Genomic DNA, 25262 nt, shown 5'->3' with positions numbered 1-25262 from the left:
GCCCAGGGTAGGGGCGGCGCCCGGATGATCAATTTTTCGGCTACAGGCCGCGGGCATCCTGTAGCGGCCCGTCGCGCGCGCTACTGGTGCAGCGGCGCCACTGGCGTCACCTCCAGCGTGAGGCCGCCGGCGTTGTCGTTCACGTCGTCGTCCGGGAACGCGAGCCGCAGCCAGCTGGCGCCGCGCATCACCGTGGGCTGGTTGACCTCCAGCACCTCCAGCGTGCCCGGGGCCATGGCCGGGGACGGTCCCGCGCCGTGCAGCGCGAGCACGCCGCCCACCTCTCCGCCGCCGAAGCCCCGCGTGCGCGCCGGTTCCTGCGCCGCGCGCACGACCACGCGGTAGGTGGTGGACGGATCCAGCTCCCTGAGCGTGAAGCCGTCGTGGGGGGACAGCGAGACGGCGTGCCGGCGCGCGTCCAGCAGCAGCGTGGTGATGGCGCCGCTCGCCTGTTCCCGCACGTGCACCTGGAGGGCGCCGCGGTTGTCGTCGGGCCGGTCGTCCCAGAGGAACACGTAGAGGACGGAGGCGTCGCGCACCAGCACCTCGTCCGCGCCCACCAGGCCGAAGCTGTCGCGCGCGGCCAGGGCCGTGCCGCCCTCCAGGAAGTAGACGGCCTGGGCCACCGGCAGCGGGCCGCCCACCGACACGCGGCCCTCCACGCGCAGGCCGTAGGTGCGGGAGGGATCCAACCGCATGCGCGCGGCCTGGGACGGGGGCACGCGCAGGGCATGCGCCACCGCGCTGAGCGCGAACGGGCCTCCCGTGGAGTAACGGGCGCCGGAGACGGGCGCGTCGTCCTTCCCCGCGCGGGGCGGGGCGCGCGCCGCGGCCGGATGCTTCGGCCCGAGCCGGGCGTGGACCGCCAGCGTGGTGCCGCGTTCCGCATGCACGCGCTGGCTGAAGGGCACCATGCCCGGCAGCAGCACCTCCAGCACGTGCTCGCGGTCCGACGGCAGCTGGGTGATGAGTGTGGGCGTCGTCTCCGCCAGCGTCCGGCCATCCACGCGGATGGTGGCGCCCGCGGGCGAGGAGCTGAGCTCCACCGCGAACGTGTTGGGGCCGCCCATGACCAAGCCCAGCCACGTGGCCACGAGCGCGGCCACCACCACCGGCGCGCCGCGCACCGCCCAGCCGCGCAGGGAGCGGTGCCACGCGGGCGGCGGGATGGGCGGCATGGCCTGCGGGGGCAGGGGCTGCGTCGTCAGGTCGCCCCGGGGTTCGCCATGGGGCTCCCCCCAGGCTTCGGAGACGTGGCGGGGCAGCTCCGGCGGCGTCGGCACGGGCGGCGGCTCGGCGATGCCGCTCCAGCGGCCCACCCGCGCGATGAACTCACGCGGCAGCTGCACCGGGCGGCCGGCCTCCACGAGCTCCGGCTCGAAGAGGTAGCCCATGAAGTGGCCCAGGTCGCTGGCGGACACGTCCGGCGCGGTGACGTGGAGCTGCCGCGTCAGCGCCTCCGCGAAGGCCTGCGCGGTGGAGTAGCGCTGCTCCGGGCTCGTGGCCATCGCGGTGAGCAGGATGCGCTCCAGCGTGGCCGGGATGCCCGGCGTCCACTCGCGAGGCCGGGGGAAGTCGCCCTGGGCAATCTTGCGCAGCACGTCCTGGAGTGAGCCCTCGAAGGGGCGCCGCCCGCAGAGCATCTCGTAGAGGACCGTGCCCGCGGCGAACACGTCCGTGCGCGCATCCAGCGCCTCGCCGCGCGCCTGCTCCGGCGCGAAGTAGACGTACTTGCCCTTCGCCGGGTCTGGCTTCGTGTCGCTGCGTCCGGCGAGCCGGGCCCGCGCGATGCCGAAGTCCACCAGCTTCACCTGCCCCTCGAAGGAGAGGAGCACGTTCTGCGGGCTCACGTCCCGGTGGACGATGTGCAGCGGACGGCCGTTGTCGTCCAGCCGCGTGTGCGCGTACGCAAGGCCGCGCAACATGTCGATGGCCACCAGCACCGCCAGCGGCGGCGGCAGCGCGGGCAGCCCCTTCTCCCGCGCGCGGCGCAGCACGTGCGAGAGCGGGTGGCCGTCCACCCACTCCATCGCGAGGAAGTACTCGCCCTCCACCTCCCCGAAGTCGAAGATCTGCGCGATGTTGCCGTGCGACAGCCCCAGCGCGATGCGTGCCTCGTTGATGAACATGGACACGAACGCGCTGTCATCCGCGTAGCCGGGGAGGATCTTCTTGATGACCACCGGCTTCGTCACGCCCGCCACCGCCGTCATCCGCGCGCGGTAGATCTCCGCCATGCCGCCCGTCGCGATGCGCTCGAGCAGCTTGTACTTTCCGAATTGGAAGCCGGCGGAAGGCTGCGGCACGTTCGAATCGGCTCCTGTGGAGGGGAGGCCTTCGGAAAAACCGCGAGAAGCTATCATGAGGCCATTCAGACGCTCCGGGTGGAATATTCCGCTACGCTCGCCAGCCTGTTCCCGTAACCCTGCATTCTTCCTCCTGCTCATGGGCTGCCTGTCATCGGGCGGCTGTCGCGAGCCCTCGCCCCCGGAACCGGCACGCGCGGCGTCCGCGGAGGCCCCACTCCGCGAGGAGGCAGGGGCCCGTCCGGCGGCTTCCACGGACGCAGGCACCTGGGCGAACGCGACCGTCGCGCCCGTGTCCGCGCCCGCCTATGGCGAGCCCCTTCCGGACGACGTCGTCCGGTTGGAGCTGGCGGGAGACGCGGTGCGGCTGGGCAAGGAGACCTTCGTTCCTGCACGGGAGGCGGGCCGGTTCGCGGAGCGGGTGCGGGGCAGGGACGTGCTCATCGGGGTCGAGGACGCGGACACGTTTCTCGCACAGGTGTCCGACACGCTGGCGGCGCTGCGCACGCAGGCGGCGGACGTGTGGCTCCAGCATCCGGATGCGCCCGTGGCCTACCGGCTGGTGCTTCGTGATGAGCAGGGCTTCCGTGCGTGGCTGGAGGAGGTGGCGCCCGGCAAGCTGCGCATCATCCAGCGCGCGGACGGCTTCGAGCTGACCACCAGCGTGGGCAAGCTGCCGGGGCCGGACCGCAACGGCCCGTCCGTGCCGGTGCGCGGTGGGCGCCAGGACATCGCGGCGTTGCGACGGGAGCTGGCCCGGCTGAAGGGACGCTTCACCACGTCGGACGACCTGTGCCTCGTCCCCTCGTTCGGCACGGAGGTGGTGCAGGTGGCGCGGGCGCTCGGCGGTACGTACGTCGCGCCGGAAGAGGGGCTCTTCGACACGCTCTGCCTCGTGTACCCCACGCCGAGGGCCGCGCCGGATGCGGGTTCCCCGTAAGCAAGGGCGCTGAACCCTCCGGCCTGGCTGCCGGGCACGCACCCTGCGTGGATTCCTCAATCTGTTGAGGGGGTGGGGCCGAGCCGCTACTACCCCTGGCGGTCCGCGCGCCCTAATGTGCCGCGCGCCTTTTTTCTGAAGGCATCGGAGGGCAATGCTCCCTCCCCGGAGGTCGTCGATGGTCGCCGCAACCGAGCCCGCTTCCCGTCCCCAGGATGTACTCGCTGGGGCGACGTTCCTGTTCCAGGAGGTGGGCGCCACCCGCATCCTCACGCCGGAGGCGTTCTCCGAGGAGCAGCGGCTCTTCTTCAAGACGGCGCTCCAGTTCTGCCGTGAGCAGGTGCTGCCCCAGGCCGCGCGCATCGAGGGCAAGGACAACGCGCTCTTGCGCGACCTCTTGCGCCGCGCGGGCGAGCTGGGCCTCTTGAGCGTGGACATCGCGGAGACGTACGGCGGCACGGGCCTGGACAAGACGACGTCGCTCCTGCTCGCGGAGGCCATGAGCCTGCAGGGCTCCTGGTCGGTGACGTCCAGCGCGCACACCGGCATCGGGTCGCTGCCCATCGTGTGGTTCGGCAACGAGGCGCAGAAGGCGAAGTACCTGCCCAAGCTCGCCACGGGCGAGTGGGTGGCGGCGTACGCGCTGACGGAGCAGGGCAGCGGCAGCGACGCGCGCGGGGCGAAGACGAAGGCGGTGAAGTCCGCCGACGGCAAGCACTACGTCCTCAACGGCTCCAAGCTCTACATCACCAACGCGGCCTTCGCGGACGTGTTCGTCGTCTTCGCGCAGGTGGACGGCGACAAGTTCACCGGCTTCATCGTGGAGAAGGACACCCCGGGCCTCACCGTGGGCCCGGAGGAGCACAAGATGGGCATCCGCGGCTCGTCCACGTGTCCGCTCTACTTCGAGGACGCGCAGGTGCCCGTGGAGAACCTGCTGGGCGAGCTGGGCAAGGGCCACCGCATCGCCTTCAACATCCTCAACTACGGCCGGCTCAAGCTGGGCGCGGGCGTCATCGGCGGCATGAAGCTGCAGCTGCAGAACGCGCTCAAGTTCGCGCAGGAGCGCAAGCAGTTCAAGGCGCCCATCGCCACGTTCCCGCTCATCCGCGAGAAGCTCGCGCGCATGGCCTCGCTCGTCTACGCGGTGGAGAGCATGACGTACCGCACGGCGGGCCTCGTGGACGGGCGCCTGGCGTCCAAGGAGCGCTCGGACGCGGACTACGACGCGCACGTCATCGCCGCCATGGAGGAGTTCGCCACCGAGGCCTCCATCATGAAGGTCTTCGGCTCGGAGGCCCTGGGCCACCTGGTGGACGACGCGGTGCAGGTGCACGGCGGCGCCGGCTACATCGAGGAGTACCCGGTGGAGCGCGCCTACCGCGACGCGCGCATCAACCGCATCTTCGAGGGCACCAACGAAATCAACCGCATGCTGATCACCGGCATGCTGCTCAAGCGCGCGGTGAAGGGGGACCTGCCGCTGTTCGCGCAGGCGCGCTCCGTGGCGGAGGAGCTCAGCCGGGGCGAGCGTCCCCGCGCGGGCCGCCAGGACGCGCTGGCCCACGAGGAGATCGCCGCCGAGTGCGCCAAGCACCTGGCCATCCACGGGATGCGCCTGGCCGCGGAGACCTTCGGCACGGAGCTGGACAAGCACCAGGAGGTCATGGCCGCGCTGGCGGACGTGGTGATGGACGCGTACGCCCTGGACTCCATGGTGACGCGCACCCGCCAGGCCGCCACCGGCGGCGTGCTGGACCCCATGCGCGTGGCGCTGGTGCGGCTGTACGCGATGGAGTCCACCACGCGCGCCTTCGAGCGCACCCGCCGCGCGCTCTGCGCCACGCTCAAGGGCGACGCGCTCGCGCTGGAGCTGAAGCGCCTGACCGCGCTGGACGCCTTCACGCCGTATGACCCCGCGGAGCTGCGCGAGACGATTGTCGCGGGCCTGGAAGAGGCCGGCGGCTACCCGTACAACCCGCTGTAGGCCGCGCGCCGGAGCGCGGGTGCCCTGGACGAAGCGTCAGGGCATCCGCGACACGGCATCCAGGCCGAAGCTGACCCGGGCCCGCCAGGGCGCGGGCGGCAGGTGCTCCAGCACCATCAGGGCCTCCAGCCGCTGGAGCATGTCCGGCCGCAGGCGGCCGAACGTCGCGCCGAAGCCCGGCGTCACCGCCTGCGCCACGCCCTTGCGCGGCACCGTCGACGTCCACGCCACCTCGCCGTGGAGCAGCAGCGGGCCCTCCTGCATGTCCATCTCCATGAGGAAGGGCGTGCCCACCTGCACCTCGCGGGGCAGGGTGGGGGCCTCCACCTCCAGGCCCACACCGCCCCGGGAGATGTCGCGCACGAAGAAGGAGGGGACGCGGGCGTCGCCTTCCAGCGCGCGCACGTGCAGCGGGATGCGCGGGAAGCGGCGCAGGCCGTTCTGCTCCTCCTGGGCGAAGATGTGCTGGAGCACCGCGTCCAGCGGGCTGCGATCCTGTGAGCCGTCGTAGCGCACGGTGAGCAGGAAGCGCTCGCCGGGGCGCGGCTCCACCCGGATGACCTCGCCCAGCACCTCCACCGGACGCGGCATGCCGGCCGCGTGCAGCTCGAAGGTGAAGCGGGTGCCCGGCGGCAGGGCCTTGCGCGTCTCCAGGGTGACGCCGCCTTGACCCACGCTGCGGGTGTACTCGCCGACCAGCGACTGCGGCGTCTTGTAGGCCACCTTCAGTCGAACGTTCGTGTTCACGCGTCCGGCACTCTCAGCCTGGGAGCGGAAAAACTCAAGTTTACCCCACCCCCAAAGGTAGGCCGTCCGGCACGTGCCCTGGGGGATGTCCGGCGCCGGGCGCGCGGTGTTCCAGCCTGTTGCGCGCTTTCTTGACCCCCCTGGGGGGGGCGCGTATGTATGCCGGCCGTTGAGGGGTAAGAAGTGGGAAGGAGTGGTGGTCCGTCCCGTGCTGGGCTGAAAAGGTGGATCGTCCCGCGTGTTCCGAGGCGTCTATGAGCACCAGATCGACGCGAAGGGGCGCACCAGCCTCCCGGCCAGGCTGCGGGAGACGTTGGTGGGCGCCTACGACGAGCGGCTCATCGTCACCACGGCCCTGGACCCCTGCCTCCACGCCTATCCGGTGCGGGAGTGGGAGGCGTTGGAGACCGCGCTCGCCCGGCGCAACCCCATGGAGCCGGGGGTCAAGACGTTGATGCGGCTGTACGTGGCCAGCGCGCAGGAGTGCCCGTTGGACAAGCTGGGCCGGTTGCTCATCCCGCCGTCGCTCAGGACGTACGCGAAGCTGGAGAAGGAAGTGGTGTGGGCGGGGATGGTGAAGGTGATTGAGCTTTGGAGCCAGGAAGGCTGGGCGAAGGCGCAGGAGGACGCGCGCCAGGAAGCCACCTCCCAGGACGTGTTGAGGGTGCTGGGCGAGCTGCGCCAGCCGTAGCCAGGAAGTCGACAGCCTCGAGTTCGCAGGAGAAGGGTGGGCAGGCGCATGGACCAGGTGCAGGAGGTTCGTCGGAACAGGGCGGTGGTGGCGGCGTCCGAGCGCGTGGAGACGCTGATGCTGGAGGGCGAGCTGGAGGAGGCGGACCTGCTCAAGCTGTGCGAGGACCTGATGCACCGGCTGCACCGGGGCACGCGCCAGGTCGTCCTGGACTTCGCGGACGTGTCACACCTGAACTACCGCGGCGTGCGTCCGCTGATGGCCCGCACGGAGGCGTTCCGCCGCTCCGGTGGGGACGTGAAGCTGTCCGGGCTGTCGCCGTACCTGGCCGCCATCTTCCGCGCGGCCGGCGCCCATGACGCCTTCGAGCTGTACCCGCACATGAACGACGCCCGGGCCGCCTTCCAGCTCTCGCGCGCTCCCTTCGTCTGACCCGCACCCAAGGCCCCCCTCCCGTGGACTTCCAGCACCAGACCGTCCTGCTCCACGAGACGGTGGAGCTGCTGAACCCGGCGGAGGGCAAGGTGATCCTCGACGGCACGCTCGGCGGCGGTGGCCACACCCAGGCGCTGCTCGCCCGGGGCGCCACCGTGGTGGGCGTGGACCGGGACCCCGTGGCGCTGGCGGCGGCCACCGCCCGCATGGGTGGCAACGCGCGCTTCCAGGCCCGGCAGGGCAACTTCGCGGACCTTTCCCGTGTCGCGCAGGACCTGCTCCCCGTGGACGGCGTGCTGGTGGACCTGGGCGTGTCCTCGCCGCAGCTGGACGTGGCCGAGCGCGGCTTCTCCTTCATGAAGGACGGCCCGCTGGACATGCGCATGGGCGACACCGGCATCACCGCCGCGGAGCTCATCGCCGAAACGGACGAGCGCGACCTGGCGAGGCTGCTCAAGGACTACGGTGAAGAGCCGTTCGCGCGGCCCATTGCCCGGGAGCTGAAGAAGGCGCTGCCCCAGCGCACGCTGGAGGCCGTGGAGGTGGTGAAGCGCGCCGTGCCCCGCAAGGCGTGGCCGGACCGCATCAACGTGGCCACCCGCACGTTCCAGGCGCTGCGCATGGCGGTGAACGGGGAGCTGGAGGCGCTGGACGCGCTGCTCGCCGCGCTGCCCTCGCTGCTCAAGGTGGGCGGCCGCGCCGCGGTCATCTCCTTCCACTCCCTGGAGGACCGCAAGGTGAAGGAAGCCTTCCGCGCCCTGGTCGGTGGGTGCACCTGTCCGCCGGGCTTCCCGGTGTGCGTGTGCAACAGCCAGGGTGACTTCGCCCTCGTGTCCAAGAAGGCCGTCGCGGCTTCCGAAGCGGAAGTCGAGGCCAACCCCCGCTCTCGCAGCGCGCACCTGCGCGCGGTGGAGAAAATCCGATGAGCAAGGCCCTCTCGCGTCCCTCCGTGTCCGTGGCCGGCGTGCTGATGCACCTCTTGCCCGCCGTCATGCTCTTCACCCTGTTCGCTGGCGTGGGCATCCTCCACGTGACCAGCCGCGTGCTCGTGGTGGACATGGGCTACCGCCTGTCCAACGCGGAGGGCGAGAGCCGCTCGCTCACCCGGGAGAACGACCGGCTCAAGCTGGAGCTGGCCACGCTCAAGGCCCCGGGGCGGCTGGAGCGCGTGGCGCGTGAGCAGCTGGGCATGGCCATGCCCAAGGGCGGCGCGGTGGTGTCCATCGCCGACGAGCGCGTGAAGGACTCGCGCACCGCGCAGGCCCGGAGCAGCGCCCCCGCCGTCCGCGTGGCGGAGCGGGGGACCGGGCGGTGAGGGACCTGAAGAGCGCGCGGATTCCGGAGTCGAACACGAAGGGGCTCAGGCTGCGGGTCCAGCTGCTGTTCGGGCTGTTCCTCGCGCTCCTGGGCACGGCGTTCGGCCGCGCGGTCTACCTCCAGGTCTTCCAGCAGGAGAAGCTGCGCGGCCTGGCGCAGGACCAGTACGTCCGGCAGATCGACATCCCGGCCCGGCGCGGGGACATCTTCGACCGGCGCGGCACGCCGCTCGCGCAGAGCGTGGAGGTGGACTCCATCTGGGTGGACCCGTCCATGCTCCCCAACGTGCCCCAGGCGGCGCGGCAGCTCGCGCGCGCGGTGCACCTGGATGGCAACGACGTGGCCGCGCGCCTGTCCCGCGCCAAGCGCTTCGCGTGGGTGAAGCGCCAGGCGAAGCCCCAGGAGGTGGAGGCGGTGAAGGCGCTGGGCCTGCCCGGCCTGGGCTTCATGAAAGAGCCCAAGCGCTTCTATCCCCAGCGAGAGCTGGGCGCGCACATCGTCGGCATGGTGGGCACCGACGGCCACGGCCTGGAGGGCCTGGAACTCGCCTTCGAGGACGAGCTGTCCGGGCAGAACTCGCGCACCTCCGGCTTCCGGGACGCCAAGGGCCGCAAGCTGATGGTCCAGGGCGCCCTGGATCCGCTGGAGCGCCAGGGCGCCGCGGTGACGCTCACGCTGGACCGCCACCTCCAGTACGTCGCGGAGAAGGCGCTGGCCAAGGCCGTGGACGACGCCAAGGCGGTCGCGGGCATGGCGGTGGTGCTGGACCCTCGCACCGGGGAGCTGCTGGCGCTGGCCAACAACCCGCGCTTCAACCCCAACACGCCGGAGGACGGCGTGAAGAACGCCATCCGCAACCGCGCCGCGCTGGACGCCTTCGAGCCCGGCTCCACGATGAAGGCCTTCGTGGTGGCCGCCGCGCTGGAGCAGAAGACCATCACCCCGGACACGCTCTTCTTCTGTGAGAACGGCGCCTTCCGCATCGGCCGCCACACCGTCAACGACACCCACCCGCACGGCTGGCTCAACGCGCAGGGCATCCTCCAGGTGTCCTCCAACATCTGCGCCGCCAAGGTCGCGGAGGCCCTGGGCCGGGAGAAGATGGTGGCCGCCTACCACGCCTTCGGCTTCGCGGAGCGCACCGGCCTGGCGCTCACCGGGGAGAGCCGCGGCGTCATCCCGTTTCCGAAATCGGACATCTCCCTGGCCACCCAATCCTTCGGCCAGGGCATGACCTCCACCGCCGTCCAGCTGGCGGCGGCCTATGGCGCGCTGGCCAACGACGGCGTGCTGATGCGCCCGTACCTCGTCTCCAGGGTCGTGGACCCGGACGGCGTGGTGCTGCTGGAGAACCAGCCCACGGAGCTGCGCCGGGTCGTTTCCCAGAGGGTGGCGCGGCAGGTCGTGGGCATGCTTGAGAGCGTGGTGGTCAAGGGAGGGACCGCGCCCAAGGCCGCCATGGACGACTACCGGGTGGCCGGCAAGACGGGCACGGCGCAGAAGGCGGACCCCGTGGCACGGGGGTATTCCGACAAACGCATTGCGTCGTTCGCGGGCATGGTGCCAGCCGAGGCACCACGCGCCGTGATTCTCGTGGTGGTGGACGAACCCAAGACAGACGTATACGGGGGGAACGTGGCTGCCCCTGCCTTCAAGGAAATCGCTACCGCTGCCATGGCCCACCTGGCCGTGCCCCCGTCCCGGACGGTGGCACCCGCCGAGGTGGCCGCGGCCGCCGCGCCCGTGGTGCCCCCTCCGGCACCGAAGGCGTTGGCGAAGGCCGTGCCCGTCCGGGCCGGCCTGGAGGTTGCGGTGACCGAGACCCCGGAGCCCGGCACGGTGCGTGTGCCGGACGTCCAGGGTCAGGCAGGACGCGAAGCCGTGGTGAAGTTGCTCGCCGCGGCGTTGGAGCCACAGCTGCAAGGCAGTGGACGAGTCGTATCTCAGACCCCCCCCGCCGGTGCGCTGGTGGAGAAGGGGGCCCGGGTGACGCTGGAACTGGCGACGCGGCAATGAGGCCGTGTCCTTTCCAGGCCCCGCATCAGCAATGCGTGTGAAGGGGAAGAGATGAAGCTGACGGATGTCCTCGCAGGGTGTGGAGCCGAGCAGACCTCGGGCGGCCGTTCCGCGGTCGACGTCACGGGAGTGACGCAGGATTCGCGGCGCGTGAAGCCGGGGGATCTCTTCATCGCCGTGCCGGGCCTGAAGGAAGATGGGGCCCAGTTCATTGGCGAAGCCGTGTCGCGCGGTGCCGTGGCCGTGGTGTCGGAGAAGCAGGGGCAGTCCTCGCAGGTGCCGTTCTTCAAGGTGAGCAGCGCGCGCAAGGCGCTGGCCCTCATCGCGGCCAACTTCCACGGCCGCCCCGCCGACAAGCTCACGCTCCTGGGCGTCACCGGCACCAACGGGAAGACGACGACGACGTACCTGCTGGAGGCCATCCTCGCGACGGCCGCCATGTACACCGGCTCCCCGGCGCCGGGCGTCATCGGCACGCTGGGCTACAAGTTCGGTGGCAAGACGACGGAGCTGGCCAACACCACGCCGGACCCGTTGGATCTGCACCGCATCTTCCGCGAGATGGTGGACGCGGGTGTGGAGACGGTGGTCATGGAGGTCTCCAGCCACGCGCTCGCGCAGGAGCGCGTGCACGGGCTCACCTTCAAGGCCGTGGGCTTCAGCAACCTGTCCCGCGACCACCTGGACTACCACAAGGACCTGGAGGAGTACTTCCAGGTGAAGCGCAAGCTCTTCGTGGAGAACCTCTCCGCCACGGGCACCGCGGTGGTGAACGGCGACGACACCTTCGCCAGCCGCATCTACAACGAGCTGCGCGGCCAGAAGCGCATGGCGTGGAAGTTCAGCCGCACGGGCGCGGGTGAAATCTCCGCCGCGGACGCCGCCTACTCGCTCAAGGGCATCGAGGCCACCCTGAAGACGCCCGCGGGCGACATCAAGGTCAAGAGCAAGCTCCTGGGGCCCCACAACCTGGAGAACATCATGCTCGCCGCCGGCATCGCGCTGGGCGCGGGCATCAGCCGCTCGGACGTGAAGAGCGGCATCGAGCTGGTCTCCCAGGTCGCCGGCCGCATGGACCGCGCGGAGAACCACCGCGGCGGTCCCGCGCCGGCGGTGCTGGTGGACTACGCGCACACGGATGACGCGCTCAAGCGCTCCATCGAGGCGGCGCGCACGCTGGCCAAGGGCCGCGTCATCGTCGTCTTCGGCTGCGGCGGTGACCGCGACAAGGGCAAGCGCCCGCTGATGGGCACCGTGGCCGCGGAGGGCGCCGACCTGGTGATGGTGACCAGCGACAACCCGCGCACGGAGGACCCGGAGGCCATCATCGCGGAGGTGACGCCGGGCCTGGAGAAGGGCGGCCTGCGCCGCATCTCCGCGGGCAAGGCGAAGGTCGGGGAGAAGGGCTACCTCGTGGACGCGGACCGCCGCGCCGCCATCGAGCAGGTCATCAACCTGGCCAAGGACGACGACGTCGTCCTCATCGCCGGCAAGGGCCACGAGACCTACCAGACGGTGGGCACGGAGAAGCTCGCGTTCGACGACCGTGAAGTCGCCGCGCGCGCGCTGGCCAACCGCATCCCGGGCTGACCCTCCTTCAAGGCCAACACCCCCCCTCCATGGCCGCTCGATTCTCCGATGACGAGGTGGTGCAGGCGACGGGTGCGACCCGTCGCGGGGAGCCCGTTGACGCGGGCTTCCCCGCCGTCTGCACCGACACGCGGTCGCTCACCCCGGGGTGCCTCTTCGTGGCGCTGCAGGGTGAGCGCTTCGACGCCCACGACTTCGTGGACGGAGCCCAGCGCCAGGGAGCGGCCGGGGCGGTGGTGAAGCGGGGGAGGGCGCTGCCGGCCCTGCCCCCGGGCTTCGCGCTCTATGAAGTGGAGGACACCCTGGCCGCGCTCGGCGGGCTGGGGGCGCTGCACCGCCGCCGCTTCCGGATTCCGGTGGCGGCGGTGGGGGGCTCCAACGGGAAGACGACCACCAAGGAGATGGTGGGCGCCATCCTGGCCACGCGCGGCCCCGCGCTGAAGACCGAGGGCAACTTCAACAACGAGGTGGGCGTCCCGCTCACGCTCTTCCGGCTGGAGCCGTCCCACGTGGCGGCCGTCATCGAAGTGGGGATGAACCAGCCGGGCGAAATCGAACGGCTCACCCGCAAGGTGCAGCCGGACGCGGGTGTCATCACCGTGGTCCAGCCGGAGCACCTGGAGGGGCTGGGCAGCCTGGAGGGCGTGGCGGAGGCGGAGGGCGAGATGTTCCGCGAGCTCTTGCCCCAGGCCACCGCCGTCGTGAACCTGGATGACATCCTCATCGTGCACCAGGCCGCGCGCAGCGGCGCGAAGCACCTGACGTTCGGCCGGGCGGAAGGGGCGGACGTGCGCCTCACCGCCGTCCACACCCTGGGCCGCGACGGCATGGTGGCCACCGTGCGCTACGGGGGGAAGGACTGGCCGGTGCGCCTGCACTTCGTGGGGCCGCACAACGCGCAGAACGCGACGGCGGCGTTCGCGACGGCGCTGGCCCTGGGCTACTCCCCGGAGGAGTGCGTGAAGGGCCTGGAGTCCGCGCGGCCGTACGCGCGCAGGCTCAACATCGTGGACGGCCGCAACGGCGTCACGGTGGTGGACGACTGCTACAACGCCAACCCGGCCTCCATGGAGGCCGCGCTCGTCACGCTGGGCACGCTGGTGCCCGAAGGCGGCCGGGCGGTGGCGGTGCTGGGCGACATGCTGGAGCTGGGCGCGGGCGAGGCGCAGGAGCATGCCCGGCTGGGTGAGCTCGTCGCGCGGCACGCGAAGCTGGTCGCGTTCTTCGGCCCCCGTTCGGCGGGCGGTCTGGGGAGCGCGGACATGGGAGATTCCGCCGCACACTTCACCGAAGTGGAGCCATTGGTGGCGTGGTTGACGCCCCGGCTGTCACCCGGTGACGTGGTGCTGGTGAAGGCCAGTCGCGGCATGCGATTGGAGCGCGTGGTGGCGGCCCTCACGGGCGCGGCACCCCCCGGAGGGAGTCACTAGTGCTGTACCTTCTGTACGAGCTCATCCAGAACACCGAAGCCGGGCGCGTCCTCAACTTCCTGCGCTACCCGACCTTCCGCATCATCGCCGCGGGCGTCTTCGCCCTGCTCCTGGGGATGCTCATCGGGCCGCGCCTCATCGCGCGGCTGCGCCTGAAGCAGCACGGGCAGAGCAACGTGCGCGAGGACACCCCGGACACGCACCAGAAGAAGAAGGGCACGCCCACCATGGGTGGCGCGCTCATCCTCATCTGCATCGCGGCGGGCACCCTGCTGTTCGCGGACCTGAAGTCCCGCGGCGTCTGGGTGATGATCCTCCTCACCTTCGGCTACGGCTTCATCGGCTTCCTGGACGACTGGCTCAAGCTGTCCAAGCGCAACTCCAAGGGCCTGGCGGGGCGCAAGAAGATGGTGCTGCAGACCGTCTTCTACCTCATCGCCATCTTCGGCCTGATGTGCACGTGGACGAAGGCGGACGGCTCCTTCGGGCCCACGCTGCTCATCGACACGCGGCTCACGCTGCCGTTCGTGCCGTCCCATTGGTTCAACCCGGACCTGGGCTGGTTCTATGTCGTCTTCGCGTGGATCGTCATCGTGGGCACGTCCAACGCGGTGAACCTCACGGACGGCCTGGACGGCCTGGCCATCGTCCCCACCATCGTGTCGGCGGTGACCTTCTGCGTGCTCTGCTACGTGGCGGGCACCACGCTGCACATCGCGGACACGGAGACGGTGAACGGCGTCGCCAGGCTGACCGCCACGCCGCTGTACCGCTACCTGGGCATCCTCCAGGTGCCGGGTGGCGCGGAGCTGGCCGTCTTCTGCGCGAGCATCGTGGGCGCGGGCATCTCCTTCCTCTGGTTCAACACCTACCCGGCGTCCGTGTTCATGGGCGACATCGGCTCGCTGGCCCTGGGCGGCGCGCTGGGCGCGCTGGCGGTGTTCTCCAAGAACGAAGTCGTCTCCGCCATCATCCACGGCATCTTCTTCGCGGAGGCGCTCTCCGTGATGATCCAGGTGGCGTCCTTCAAGATGACGGGCAAGCGCGTCTTCAAGATGGCGCCCGTGCACCACCACTTCGAGCTCAAGGGATTGGCCGAGCCGAAGATCATCGTGCGTTTCTGGATTGTCGCCATCCTCTGTGGTGGCGTGGCGCTGCTGTCCCTGAAGCTGCGCTAGTCGTTTTGCCCCCTGTCGTTGCTCCCGTAGACGAGGTCGGCCCGCCCCATGAATCCCTCGCTGTCCGGTCGGAAGGTCGCGGTGTTCGGGCTGGCCAAGAGCGGCGTCGCGGCGCTCCGGCTGCTCGTGCAGCAGGGCGCGCAGGTGACGGCGCTGGACGCGCGCTCCGAGGACGCGCTCGGTGACCTCGCGAAGGAGCTGCACGCGAAGGGCGTGACGCTCGTCACCGGCGCCACGCCTCCGGGGCTGCTCACCCGCCAGGACCTGGTGGTGGTGAGCCCGGGCGTGCCGCTGTCCCTGCCGGAGCTGGAGGCCGCGCGCACGTCGGGCGTCCCCGTGTGGGGCGAGATTGAGCTCGCGGGGCGCTTCCTCACGGGCACGCGCTTGCTGGGCATCACCGGCACCAACGGCAAGAGCACCACCACGGCGCTCACCGGCGAGCTGTACGCGAAGGCGGGCCTGCGCACCTTCGTGGGCGGCAACCTGGGGCGTCCGCTGGCGGAGGCCGCCATGGCCCCAGGGGACTGGGACGCGCTGGTGGTGGAGCTGTCCAGCTTCCAGCTGGAGGGCATCCACCAGCTCAAGCCCACGGGCGCGGCCATCCTCAACCTCACGCCGGACCACCTGGACCGCTACGCCAACCACGCCGAGTACGGCGCGGCCAAGGCGCGCATCTTCATGAACCAGGACGGTGGCAGCGACTTCGCGGTGGTGAACGCGGACGACGCGGCGGTGATGGGGTTGGCCGCTTCCGCGCGCGCGCCCGTGTACGGCTTCAGCCTCACGGGCCGCCCGGTGGTGGACGCGCCGAAGCTGGCGGGGCTGGCCATCGCGCGGCCCGGCGGCTTCGAGCTGGAGTTCGCGGGCGAGTCCTACACCCTCACCAACCGCTCCCTCCGGGGCGCGCACAACGCGCAGAACGCGATGGCGGCTGCTCTGCTGGCGCGGCTGGGCGGCGTGGCTCGGGACGCGGTGCAGGCGGGCCTGGACAGCTACCCGGGCCTGGCGCACCGGCTGGAGAGCGTGCGCGTGCTGGACGGCGTGGAGTGGGTGAACGACTCCAAGGCCACCAACGTGGACTCCGTGCTGGTGGCGCTCAAGGCGTTCGCCGGTGACGTGTGGCTCATCGCGGGCGGCAAGGGCAAGGGCGCGCCGTACGCGCCCATGGTGGAGGCGGGGCAGGGGAAGGTGAAGGGCGTGCTGACCATTGGCCAGGACGCGGACGCGCTGGCGCGGGCGTACGCGAACGACGCTCCGGTGCACGCGTGCGGCACGCTGGACGCGGCGGTGGCGAAGGCGCGCGAGGTCGCGAGGGCAGGGGACACGGTGCTCCTGTCCCCGGCGTGCGCGTCGTACGACCAGTTCAAGAACTTCGAGGACCGGGGCGACACGTTCAAGCGCCTGGTCGGGGCGCTCTGACCGTGATGAAGACCTCTCCTCCGGCCGCCCCCGTGCGGTTCGATCCGATCCTGCTGTGCGCGGTGCTGGCGCTCGTGTCGCTGGGCCTGGTGATGACGTACTCGGCCAGCGCGGTGCTGGCGCAGGACAAGCTGGGTGACAGCCTCTACTTCCTCAAGCGGCAGTTGTCCGCCGCGGGCCTGGGCCTCGTCGCCATGGCGGTGGCCATGAAGCTGGGGTGGCGGAAGCTGGCGCGGCTGGCGTACCCGCTGCTGCTCGTCTCCATCGTGCTGCTCATCGCGGTGGCCATCCCCGGCATCGGCACCACGGCGGGTGGCGCGCGGCGGTGGATCCGCCTGCCGGGCTTCAGCCTCCAGCCGGCGGAGGTCGCCAAGTTCGCGTGGCTCGTCTACCTGGCCTACTCGTTGGCGAAGAAGCGGGAGAAGGTGGCCACGTTCTCCATCGGCTTCCTGCCGCACCTGGCCCTGTGCGGCATCCTGGTGTTCCTGTGCATGCTCCAGCCGGACTTCGGCAGCAGCGTGCTGCTGGTGTTCATGCTCTTCGTGCTGCTGTTCGCGGCGGGCACGAAGCTGAGCTACCTCGTGGGCTCCATCCTGCTCGCGCTGCCGCTGGCGTTCGTCGCCATCGCGACCAGCCCCTACCGCATGAAGCGCATCCTCGCGTTCCTGGACCCGTGGGCCCACCGGCATGACGTGGGCTACCAGGTGGCGGAGTCGCTGATGTCCATCGGCTCCGGCGGCATCACCGGCCTGGGGCTGGGGGACGGCCGGCAGAAGCTGTTCTTCCTGCCGGAGGCGCACACGGACTTCATCTTCTCCATCCTCGGTGAGGAGCTGGGGCTCATCGGCGTGGGGCTCCTGGTGGTGCTGTACGCCATCGTCCTCTGGCGCGGCATCCGCGCGGCCCTGGCGGCGGGGGAGACGTTCGGCACGTACCTGGGCCTGGGCATCAGCTCCATCATCGCGTTCCAGGCCACGGTGAACATGTGCGTGGCCATGGGGCTGTTGCCCACGAAGGGCCTGACGCTGCCGTTCGTGTCCTACGGCGGCACGTCGCTGGTGGTGCTGATGGGCTCCGCGGGCGTGCTGCTGTCGCTTTCCGCGAACACGCAGGGCGCGGCGCGGCCGGTGCGCACGGGCACGACGGACCTGCGGGAGGTGACGGCGTGAAGGTGCTCATCGCGGGCGGCGGCACCGGCGGTCACCTGTTCCCGGGCATCGCGCTGGCCGAAGAGGTCGTCACGCGCCACCCGGCCAACGAAGTGGTCTTCGTGGGCACGGAGAAGGGGCTGGAGGCGCGCGTGGTGCCCAAGGAGGGCTACCCGCTGGAGTTCGTGAAGGTGCAGGGGCTCAAGGGCAAGGGGCTCTGGGGGCTCCTCAAGGGGCTCATCGCGCTGCCCATGGCGTTCCTCGCGTCGTTCCGCATCCTGTCGCGCCACAAGCCGGACGTGGTGGTGGGCGTGGGCGGCTACGCGAGCGGGCCGGTGGTGCTGGCCGCGTGGATGATGGGCATTCCCACCGCCATCCAGGAGCAGAACGCGCTGCCGGGGCTCACCAACAAGGTGCTGGGCCGCATCGTGAAGGTCGTCTTCACCGCCTTCGAGGAAGCGCGCGCGTTCTTCCCCGAAGCCAAGGTGCAGATGATTGGCAACCCCATCCGCCGGAAGCTGATGGACAACTACCTGCGCAGCAGCGCCGCGCACGAGAAGTTCTCCGTCCTCATCTTCGGCGGCAGCCTGGGCGCGCGCGGCCTCAACAACCGCGTGCTGGACGCGCTGGACTCGCTGGGGGACGTGAAGGAGCAGATCGCCATCGTCCACCAGACGGGGAAGCTGGACCTGGAGACGGTGAGGAAGGGCTACGCGGACAAGGGCTTCGCGGGCGTGGCCCAGGTGGTGGAGTTCATCGACGACATGTCCTCCGCGTACGCGCAGGCGGACCTGGTCATCTGCCGCGCGGGCGCCACGTCGCTGGCGGAGCTGACGGTCTGCAAGAAGGCCAGCATCCTGGTGCCCTTCCCGCACGCGACGGACAACCACCAGGAGGTGAACGCCCGCGCGCTGGTGGACGCGGGCGCGGCCCTCATGTTCCGCGAGTCGGAGCTCACCGGTCAGCAACTGGCGGAAGTGCTGCGCGGCCTGATGACGGACCCGGCGAAGCTCAAGCAGATGGCGAAGAAGGCGGGCATCCTGGGCCGCCCCGCCGCCGCGAAGGAACTGGCGGACGTGTGCGTGGACCTCACGACCCAGGCCTGGGGCCCGGGCGGACGGGACCGCGGGCAGAAGGACGTGAAGAAGGCACCCGGGAGCAAGGCATGAGCAAGACCGTCAGCAACAAGCCCGGCAGCCTCTACAAGACGCGCCACGCGGCGCACGTGCACTTCGTGGGCGTGGGCGGCATCGGCATGAGCGGCATCGCGGAGGTGCTGCTCAACCTGGGCTACCGCGTGTCCGGTTCGGACCTGCGCGAGAGCGACATCACCCGCCGCCTGGCGAAGCTGGGCGCCACGCTCTACGAGGGCCACAAGGCGTCCAACCTCGTCCACGCGGACGTGGTGGTCATCTCCTCCGCGGTGCGCAAGGACAACCCGGAGGTGGTGACGGCGCGCCAGCGCAAGATTCCCGTCATCCCTCGCGCGGAGATGCTCGCGGAGCTGATGCGCCTGAAGTACGCGGTCGCCGTCGCCGGAAGCCACGGCAAGACGACGACGACGTCCATGGTGGCCACGGTGCTATCCGCGGCGGGCCTGGACCCCACGGCGGTGGTGGGCGGCAAGGTGAACGTGCTCGACTCCAACGCCAAGCTGGGCAAGAGCGAGCTGATGGTGGTGGAGGCGGACGAGTCCGACGGCAGCTTCCTCAAGCTGCATCCGTCCATCGCGGTCGTCACCAACATCGACCCGGAGCACATGGACCACTACGGCGACCTGGACACGCTCCAGTCCGCGTTCGTGGAGTTCTGCAACCGGGTTCCCTTCTACGGCCTCAACGTGCTGTGCCTGGACAACCCCAACGTCCAGGCGCTGCTGCCGCGCATCGAGAAGCGCTTCGTCACCTACGGCAGCTCGCACATGGCGGACTACCGGCTGGAGGGCATCTCGCTGGACGGCTTCACCACCACCTTCCGCGCCTTCCGCCGCGAGGAGGACCTGGGCGAGTTCCGCGTGCGCATGGTGGGCGCGCACAACGCCTTCAACGCGCTGGCGGTGGTGGCCATCGCGGAGGAGATGGACATCCCGCTGGAGACGGTTCGCGGCGCGCTGGCGGAGTTCGGCGGCGTGCAGCGCCGCTTCACCGTGCGCGGCGAGGTGGGCGGCATCACCGTGGTGGACGACTACGGACACCACCCCACGGAGGTCATGGCCACGCTGTCCGGCGCGCGCAGGGCCTTTGGCCGCCGGGTGGTGGCCGCCTTCCAGCCGCACCGCTACACGCGCACGCACGACCTGATGAAGGAGTTCGCCACCGCGTTCAACGACGCGGACGTGCTCTTCGTCACCAGCGTCTACGCGGCGGGCGAGGAGCCCATCCCGGGCGCCACCGGCGACGCGCTGGCGGACGCCATCCGCGCGCACGGCCACCGCGACGTGACCTTCGTGGAGAAGCGCGCGGACGTGGCGAAGGCGCTCCACGAGCGCGTGCGCGAGGGCGACCTGGTGCTGACGCTGGGCGCGGGCGACATCACCCAGGTGGGCCCGGACCTGCTCACCCTGATGGGCGCGGCGAAGGGCGGGTAGGGGATGGAGCCGGGCGAGGTGACACCGCTGGCGGCGCGCGTGGCGCGTCTGCCGGGCCTGGACGTCAAGCCGGGCGAGCCCCTGGCGCCGCTCATCAGCGTGCGCGTGGGCGGCCCGGCGGAGGCCCTGGTGCGTCCCCGTTCACCGGACGCGCTGGTGGACCTGCTGCGCCTGGCCCGCGACGAGGGCATCCCCGTGACGGTGCTGGGCGGCGGGGCCAACACGCTGGTGGGCGACGGCGGCGTGCCGGGGCTCACCGTGAAGCTGCCGCCGGATTTGTTCCCGGAAGCGCTGGACGTGGGCCCGGACGACGGGCGGGTGACGCTGGGCACGGGCGCGGCCATTGCCCGGCTGGTCAACGTGATGCGCGCGCAGGGCCTGGTGGGCGCGGAGTTCCTCGCGGGCATTCCCGGCACCCTGGGCGGCGCCGTCACCATGAACGCGGGCACCAAGAACGGCGAGTGCTTCCGCGTGGTGGAGGCCATTGAAGTGGCCACCGCGGACGGGGTGGGGTGGCTGGACAAAGCGCAGGTGCCGCACACCTACCGTCACGCCACGCTGCCCGCCGGAGGTATCGTCACCCGCGTGCGCTTCCATCTTCCCAAGGGCGATGTCGTGGCCAGCAAGGCGGCCATGGACGCGGACCTGGGCTACCGCAAGCGCACGCAGCCCTTGAGTCAGCCCAACTTCGGCAGCGTGTTCACCAACCCGCCGGGCGACCATGCCGGGCGGCTGATTGAACTTGTCGGCCTGAAGGGGCACACCCTGGGGCGCGCGCAGGTGTCCACCCTGCACGCGAACTGGATCGTCAACCTGGGCGGCGCGGCCGCTCGGGACGTGCGGGGCCTCATCACCCTGATGCAAGAGCGGGTACAAGAGGCCACCGGCATCGTCATGCACCCCGAAGTCAAAAGCGTTGGAGTCTTCTCCCCATGACCATCGGTCCCCGAGGCTTCACCCCCGCTGAGTTGAAGGCGAAGCGCGTCGGCGTGCTGTACGGCGGCCTCTCCAGCGAGCGCGAGGTGTCGCTGCGCACGGGCGCCGCGGTGTCGGGCGCCCTCAAGGGGCTGGGCTACGACGTGGTCGAAATCGACGTGGGCAAGGACCTGCCCGCGCGCCTCATCGCGGAGAAGGTGGACGTGGCGTGGCTCGCGCTGCACGGCCGCTTCGGCGAGGACGGCTGCATCCAGGGCCTCCTGGAGGCCATGTTCATCCCCTACACCGGCAGCGGCGTGATGGCGTCCGCGGTGGGCATGGACAAGGTGTACGCGAAGGAGATCTTCGTCGCGCGCGGCATCCCCACGCCGCCCTACCGGGCCTTCGACTCGGCGGAAGGCGCGCTCGCGGAGGCGGACCGGCTGCCGTTCCCCTTCCCGGTGGTGGTGAAGCCCAGCCGCGAGGGCAGCAGCGTGGGCGTGCACATCTGCAAGACGCGCGAGGACTACACCGCCGCCGTCCAGGACGCCGCGAAGCACGCGGGCACGCTCCTGGTGGAGCAGTTCATCAAGGGCCGGGAAGTGCAGGGCGGCGTGCTGGACAACGAGGCGCTGGGCGTCATCGAGGTCAAGGCCGCGCGCGAGTTCTACGACTACGAAGCGAAGTACAAGGCCGGCAGCGGTACTCAGTATCTCTTCCCCGCGCCGCTGCCGCCGGACCTGTACGCGCGCGTGAACGAGGTCTCCCTGGCCGCGCACAAGGCGCTGGGGTGTTCCGGCGGTTCGCGCTCGGATGTCATCGTCACGGAAGCCGGTGACGTGTTCCTGCTGGAAATCAACACGCTGCCCGGAATGACGGCCTCCAGCCTCCTGCCCAAAATCGCGGCGGGGCGGGGCATCGACTTCCCGGCCCTCTGTGAGCGGCTGCTCCAGGGCGCCTCGCTCAAGGCCTGAGCCGCTCCGCGTTGTTCTCTGGAGTTCCGGGCCCTTGCAGGGCCGGGGTGTCCCTTCAGGCCGCTACAGCGACGTGCCTGTAGCCAAAAACTGGCGTGGTTCGACGTCCGCACGCAGCATGCGCCTCCCCTAGTCATGGCCTTCGGAAAATCCAAGAACCGCCGCCGTCTGGACGCCGCACCGCGCAACGACGCGGTGAAGGGTGCCGTCCGTTCGCACGGGCCGTCGGTGGCGAAGGCGCTGGGCCTGGCCGTGGCGACGGCGGGGCTCATCTGGGGCAGCATCGAGCTGCGTGCGTGGGCGGTGGTGTCGCCGCGCTTCGCGCTGGAGTCGGTGAACTTCTCCGGGCTGGAGCGGGCGTCGCGCCCGGAGCTCTTGAAGCTGTCGGGGCTCGCGGCGGGGCAGAACCTGTGGACGCTGGACCCGGCCGCGCTGGCGCGGTCCATGGGCCAGCACCCCTGGGTGCGCACGGTGGAGGTGACGCGGCGGTTTCCGCGCGGCGTGTCCGTGGAGGTGACGGAGCACGCACCCGCGGCGCTGGCGGTGCTGGGCGACCTGTACGTGCTGGACGACGAGGGCGAGCCCTTCAAGCGCGTCACCCCGGGGGACGGGCTGGACCTGCCGCTCGTCACCGGCATGGAGCGCGATGCGTACGTGGCGGACCCGGACGGGGTGCGCTCCAAGTTCCGCGAGGCGCTGGATGTAACCCGTGCTTATGCGCGGCTGTTGCCCGGACGATCCGAGCGGCTTTCTGAAGTGCGCCTGGAGAACACCGGGCTTGCGCTGGTGACGGCGACGGGGCAGGAGGTGCGCCTCGGCGCGGGCGATACGGAAGTCAAGCTCCAGCGGCTGGCGCGCGTTCGACGCGAGCTCAGCACAAGGGGGCTTGCGGCCGCGATCATTCGCCTGGATAACCGTGCCCGACCGGGTTGGGTGGCGGTGAGGCTTTCGAGTGGGTCCGACTCCGTGCGGAGCGGGGACTCGACGCAGTGAGGATGCTTCCTTCACGAAAGTGAGGGAGCCTGGGAGGATTCATGGCGAAGCAGAAGTCGGGGGAGATCATCGTCGGCCTCGACATCGGCACGACGAAGATCTGCGCCATCGTCGGCGAGCTGACCGATAGCGGTATCGACATCATCGGTATCGGCACGCATCCGTCGAAGGGATTGCGCAAGGGCGTCGTGGTCAACATCGAGGCCACGGTGTCGTCCATCCGGCGCGCCGTGGAGGAAGCCGAGCTGATGGCCGGGGCGGAGATCTCCCACGTCTACACGGGGATCGCCGGCGGCCACATCAAGGGCTTCAACTCCCAGGGCATCGTCGCGGTGAAGGACAAGGAGGTCCGCGACGCGGACATCGCGCGCGTCATCGACGCCGCGAAGGCGGTGGCCATCCCGTTGGACCGGGAAGTCATCCACGTCCTGCCGCAGGAGTTCATCATCGACGACCAGGGCGGCATCAAGGAGCCCCTGGGCATGGCCGGCGTGCGCCTGGAGGCCAAGGTGCACATCGTCACGGGCGCCGTCTCCAGCGCGCAGAACATCGTCAAGTGCGCCAACCGCACGGGCCTGAACGTCTCCGACATCGTGCTCCAGCCGCTCGCTTCCGCTGAAGCCGTGCTGAGCGAGGACGAGAAGGAGCTGGGCGTGTGCCTCGTCGACATCGGCGGCGGCACCACGGACATCGCCATCTTCTCTGGCGGCTCCATCGTCCACACGGCCGTCATCGCCCTGGGCGGCAACAACCTGACGAGCGACATCGCCATCGGCCTGCGCACCCCCGCGCACGAGGCCGAGCGCATCAAGCAGAAGTACGGCTGCGCGCTCGCGTCGATGATCAACAAGGACGAGACGATTGAAGTGCCCAGCGTGGGCGGCCGTCAGCCGCGCGTCCTGGGCCGGCAGATCCTCTCGGAGATCCTCGAGCCGCGCGTGGAGGAAATCTTCCAGCTCGTGCACCGCGAGATCCAGAAGTGCGGTTACGAGGACCTGCTCGCGTCCGGCATCGTCATCACGGGTGGCTCCACGCTGCTCGCGGGCATGCCGGAGCTGGCGGAAGAGGTGCTGGGCCTGCCGGTGCGCCGGGGCATGCCGCGCGGCATTGGCGGTCTGGTGGACGTGGTGAAGAGCCCCATGTACGCCACGGGCGTGGGCCTGGTCGTCTACGGCGCCAAGCACATGGACCGCCGCATGTTCCGCATCCGCGAGGACGGCAACGTCTACAAGAAGGTGAAGGGCCGGATGCGCGAGTGGCTGGAAGAGATTTTCTAGGCGTTCCCGGCGCGGCAACGCGCTGAGTCAGGGCTCCCTTCGGGGGGCCCTTTCGCGTTTCTGGAGGGCGTGTCGGGGCAGGGGATTGACGTGTCAGGGAGGACGCTGACGCGTCAGTTCCGAACGCGGAAGAGGTTCCAGATTCCGGAATCTGGATCCGGCTTCCGGACGGCCGCCTTAAGCACGGGCAACCAGCCGTGCAAGATCCAGGATTTGGACGGATCGGGAATCCGACAGAGGATGGCTCCTGGCTTGCTAGGGGGGCCTGTGGCCCCCGAACGGATTTCTCCGTTCCCGGTGGGCCTCAGACCCTATGACTCCACAAAAGACTTCGCGGTTGCTGACGCCCCTCACGGGACTTCGCCGCTCGGCCGCAGGCCTGTTGGCCCTGCTGTGTGCCGTGCTGTTGGCGCCACCCGCGTTCGCGGAACCCGACACCTTGGGCCTGGGTACCGGCCGGAATGGTGTGCTGACGGTCAATGCGGCCAACACGATCGTCAACACGTACACGCGACTGACCGCGACCGCGAACGCGGGTGCGACGTCCGTGACGGTGACAAGCACGGCGGGCTTCGCGGCGGGCGACCTGGTGATGGTGTACCAAAGCACCGGGTTGACGGCGGTGGCCATTGGCTCCCAAACGGCCATTGATCTCTCTACGGCCCAGGTCGGGCGCTGGCAGTTCGCGCGTGTTCTTTCGCTGACGGGGACCACCCGCCTTAACTTCGTTGCTGGAACCACGCTGACCCAGGCCTTCACGGTGGGAACGACGGCGAACCTAGCTGCGCAGGTCCTCCGCGTGCCCGAGTACCAGTCCGTCACCGTCAACGCTGGTGCGAGCATCGTTGCCGCGCCCTGGGATGGTCAGGTGGGCGGCCTCGTCGTCTTCCTGTCCCAGGGAGCCGTGAACAATGCCGGAGCCATTTCCGCCAATGGAATGGGCTTTCGCGGCGGCCTCTATCGCAATGGCAACGGCGATGGCTGCACCGGCATCAATCAGGCCTATCCAGGTGGAACGTCCAAGGGGGAAGGCGTCGTCCCCGGGAACTTCAGCATCGCGGGCGTCCCTCCGACGAACACGACGGGTTACGGCAACGTCGGTAACGCGGGTGGCGGTGGCATCTGCCACAACTCCGGTGGAGGTGGCGGTGGAGCCGCCGGGGCAGGTGGACGTGGCGGTCGGACCTGGAGCGGCGACAACGGTGGCGGGGCATCCGCGTCACGCGATGTGGGCGGGCTGGGTGGCGTGCCGATGAACTTCAGCGCCGTTGATCACCTGCTCTTCGGTGGCGGCGGCGGCGCCGGACATAGC

At 70.3% G+C, this 25262-nt stretch carries 20 protein-coding genes and 1 pseudogene; 19 read left to right on the top strand and 2 right to left on the bottom strand.

Annotation, left to right across the window (positions count from 1 at the left end):
* Nucleotides 1-80 precede the first annotated feature (80 nt).
* Nucleotides 81-2306: a serine/threonine-protein kinase gene (locus tag D7W81_RS02975; protein WP_120553785.1), complete on the bottom strand. Its 2226-nt coding sequence runs from the start codon at nucleotides 2304-2306 to the stop codon at nucleotides 81-83.
* 139 nt (nucleotides 2307-2445) lie between these two features.
* Between D7W81_RS02975 and D7W81_RS02970 the strand changes: the two genes are divergently transcribed.
* Together D7W81_RS02970 and D7W81_RS02965 are read left to right on the top strand one after the other, a co-directional pair.
* Nucleotides 2446-3246, top strand: coding sequence for a hypothetical protein (locus tag D7W81_RS02970; protein WP_120553784.1), 801 nt, complete (start codon nucleotides 2446-2448; stop codon nucleotides 3244-3246).
* A gap of 178 nt (nucleotides 3247-3424) precedes the next feature.
* On the top strand, nucleotides 3425-5233 hold the full coding sequence (locus D7W81_RS02965) for an acyl-CoA dehydrogenase FadE (protein ID WP_120553783.1): 1809 nt from the start codon (nucleotides 3425-3427) through the stop codon (nucleotides 5231-5233).
* 36 nt (nucleotides 5234-5269) lie between these two features.
* Here D7W81_RS02965 and D7W81_RS02960 read toward each other — a convergent pair whose 3' ends face one another.
* Nucleotides 5270-5980, bottom strand: coding sequence for a PilZ domain-containing protein (locus D7W81_RS02960; RefSeq protein ID WP_120553782.1), 711 nt, complete (start codon nucleotides 5978-5980; stop codon nucleotides 5270-5272).
* A 238-nt stretch (nucleotides 5981-6218) separates the two neighbouring features.
* Here D7W81_RS02960 and mraZ point away from each other — a divergent pair, with 238 nt between their 5' ends.
* The 17 genes and pseudogenes from mraZ to D7W81_RS02875 form a co-directional block, all read left to right on the top strand.
* A complete protein-coding gene (mraZ, locus tag D7W81_RS02955) occupies nucleotides 6219-6671 on the top strand; it encodes a division/cell wall cluster transcriptional repressor MraZ (RefSeq protein ID WP_120553781.1) in 453 nt (150 codons plus the stop codon).
* A gap of 48 nt (nucleotides 6672-6719) precedes the next feature.
* The gene (locus tag D7W81_RS02950; RefSeq protein ID WP_120553780.1) at nucleotides 6720-7103 is read left to right on the top strand and encodes an STAS domain-containing protein; all 384 of its coding nucleotides are present in this window, start codon (nucleotides 6720-6722) and stop codon (nucleotides 7101-7103) included.
* A gap of 23 nt (nucleotides 7104-7126) precedes the next feature.
* Nucleotides 7127-8032 carry a 16S rRNA (cytosine(1402)-N(4))-methyltransferase RsmH gene (gene rsmH, locus D7W81_RS02945; RefSeq protein WP_120553779.1) on the top strand — a complete coding sequence of 302 codons (906 nt, stop codon included), beginning with the start codon at nucleotides 7127-7129 and terminating at the stop codon, nucleotides 8030-8032.
* Nucleotides 8029-8421 carry a cell division protein FtsL gene (locus D7W81_RS02940; RefSeq protein ID WP_120553778.1) on the top strand — a complete coding sequence of 131 codons (393 nt, stop codon included), beginning with the start codon at nucleotides 8029-8031 and terminating at the stop codon, nucleotides 8419-8421. Before rsmH ends, D7W81_RS02940 begins: the two co-directional genes overlap by 4 nt.
* Nucleotides 8418-10439, top strand: coding sequence for a penicillin-binding protein (locus D7W81_RS02935; protein WP_120553777.1), 2022 nt, complete (start codon nucleotides 8418-8420; stop codon nucleotides 10437-10439). The genes D7W81_RS02940 and D7W81_RS02935 overlap by 4 nt, the downstream gene beginning before the upstream one ends.
* Nucleotides 10440-10490: 51 nt before the next feature.
* Nucleotides 10491-12029: a UDP-N-acetylmuramoyl-L-alanyl-D-glutamate--2,6-diaminopimelate ligase gene (locus D7W81_RS02930; RefSeq protein ID WP_120553776.1), complete on the top strand. Its 1539-nt coding sequence runs from the start codon at nucleotides 10491-10493 to the stop codon at nucleotides 12027-12029.
* A 29-nt stretch (nucleotides 12030-12058) separates the two neighbouring features.
* Entirely contained in the window at nucleotides 12059-13459 is a 1401-nt protein-coding gene (locus D7W81_RS02925) for a UDP-N-acetylmuramoyl-tripeptide--D-alanyl-D-alanine ligase (protein WP_120553775.1), read from the top strand.
* Nucleotides 13459-14637, top strand: coding sequence for a phospho-N-acetylmuramoyl-pentapeptide-transferase (gene mraY / locus D7W81_RS02920; RefSeq protein WP_120553774.1), 1179 nt, complete (start codon nucleotides 13459-13461; stop codon nucleotides 14635-14637). Before D7W81_RS02925 ends, mraY begins: the two co-directional genes overlap by 1 nt.
* Nucleotides 14638-14685: 48 nt before the next feature.
* The gene (gene murD, locus D7W81_RS02915; protein ID WP_120553773.1) at nucleotides 14686-16056 is read left to right on the top strand and encodes a UDP-N-acetylmuramoyl-L-alanine--D-glutamate ligase; all 1371 of its coding nucleotides are present in this window, start codon (nucleotides 14686-14688) and stop codon (nucleotides 16054-16056) included.
* A gap of 5 nt (nucleotides 16057-16061) precedes the next feature.
* Entirely contained in the window at nucleotides 16062-17225 is a 1164-nt protein-coding gene (gene ftsW, locus D7W81_RS02910; RefSeq protein ID WP_120553812.1) for a putative lipid II flippase FtsW, read from the top strand.
* Nucleotides 17222-18373, top strand: a complete 1152-nt coding sequence (gene murG / locus D7W81_RS02905) for an undecaprenyldiphospho-muramoylpentapeptide beta-N-acetylglucosaminyltransferase (protein ID WP_120553772.1) — start codon at nucleotides 17222-17224, stop codon at nucleotides 18371-18373. Before ftsW ends, murG begins: the two co-directional genes overlap by 4 nt.
* A complete protein-coding gene (gene murC / locus D7W81_RS02900) occupies nucleotides 18370-19791 on the top strand; it encodes a UDP-N-acetylmuramate--L-alanine ligase (protein WP_120553771.1) in 1422 nt (473 codons plus the stop codon). Before murG ends, murC begins: the two co-directional genes overlap by 4 nt.
* A gap of 3 nt (nucleotides 19792-19794) precedes the next feature.
* The gene (murB, locus tag D7W81_RS02895) at nucleotides 19795-20727 is read left to right on the top strand and encodes a UDP-N-acetylmuramate dehydrogenase (RefSeq protein ID WP_120553770.1); all 933 of its coding nucleotides are present in this window, start codon (nucleotides 19795-19797) and stop codon (nucleotides 20725-20727) included.
* Nucleotides 20724-21680, top strand: a complete 957-nt coding sequence (locus tag D7W81_RS02890; RefSeq protein ID WP_120553769.1) for a D-alanine--D-alanine ligase — start codon at nucleotides 20724-20726, stop codon at nucleotides 21678-21680. The genes murB and D7W81_RS02890 overlap by 4 nt, the downstream gene beginning before the upstream one ends.
* Nucleotides 21681-21815: 135 nt before the next feature.
* Nucleotides 21816-22673 (top strand): cell division protein FtsQ/DivIB, encoded by an 858-nt coding sequence (locus D7W81_RS02885; RefSeq protein WP_120553768.1) that lies wholly within the window; start codon nucleotides 21816-21818, stop codon nucleotides 22671-22673.
* 41 nt (nucleotides 22674-22714) lie between these two features.
* Nucleotides 22715-23950: a cell division protein FtsA gene (gene ftsA, locus D7W81_RS02880; RefSeq protein ID WP_014398878.1), complete on the top strand. Its 1236-nt coding sequence runs from the start codon at nucleotides 22715-22717 to the stop codon at nucleotides 23948-23950.
* A 337-nt stretch (nucleotides 23951-24287) separates the two neighbouring features.
* A pseudogene (locus D7W81_RS02875) lies at nucleotides 24288-25262 on the top strand (adventurous gliding motility protein AgmC); the annotation flags it as partial.

Origin of the sequence: Corallococcus aberystwythensis, from assembly GCF_003612165.1 — a bacterium.
GTDB classification, from domain to species: Bacteria; Myxococcota; Myxococcia; order Myxococcales; family Myxococcaceae; genus Corallococcus; species Corallococcus aberystwythensis.
This window is presented reverse-complemented; position numbering and strand designations above follow the sequence as displayed.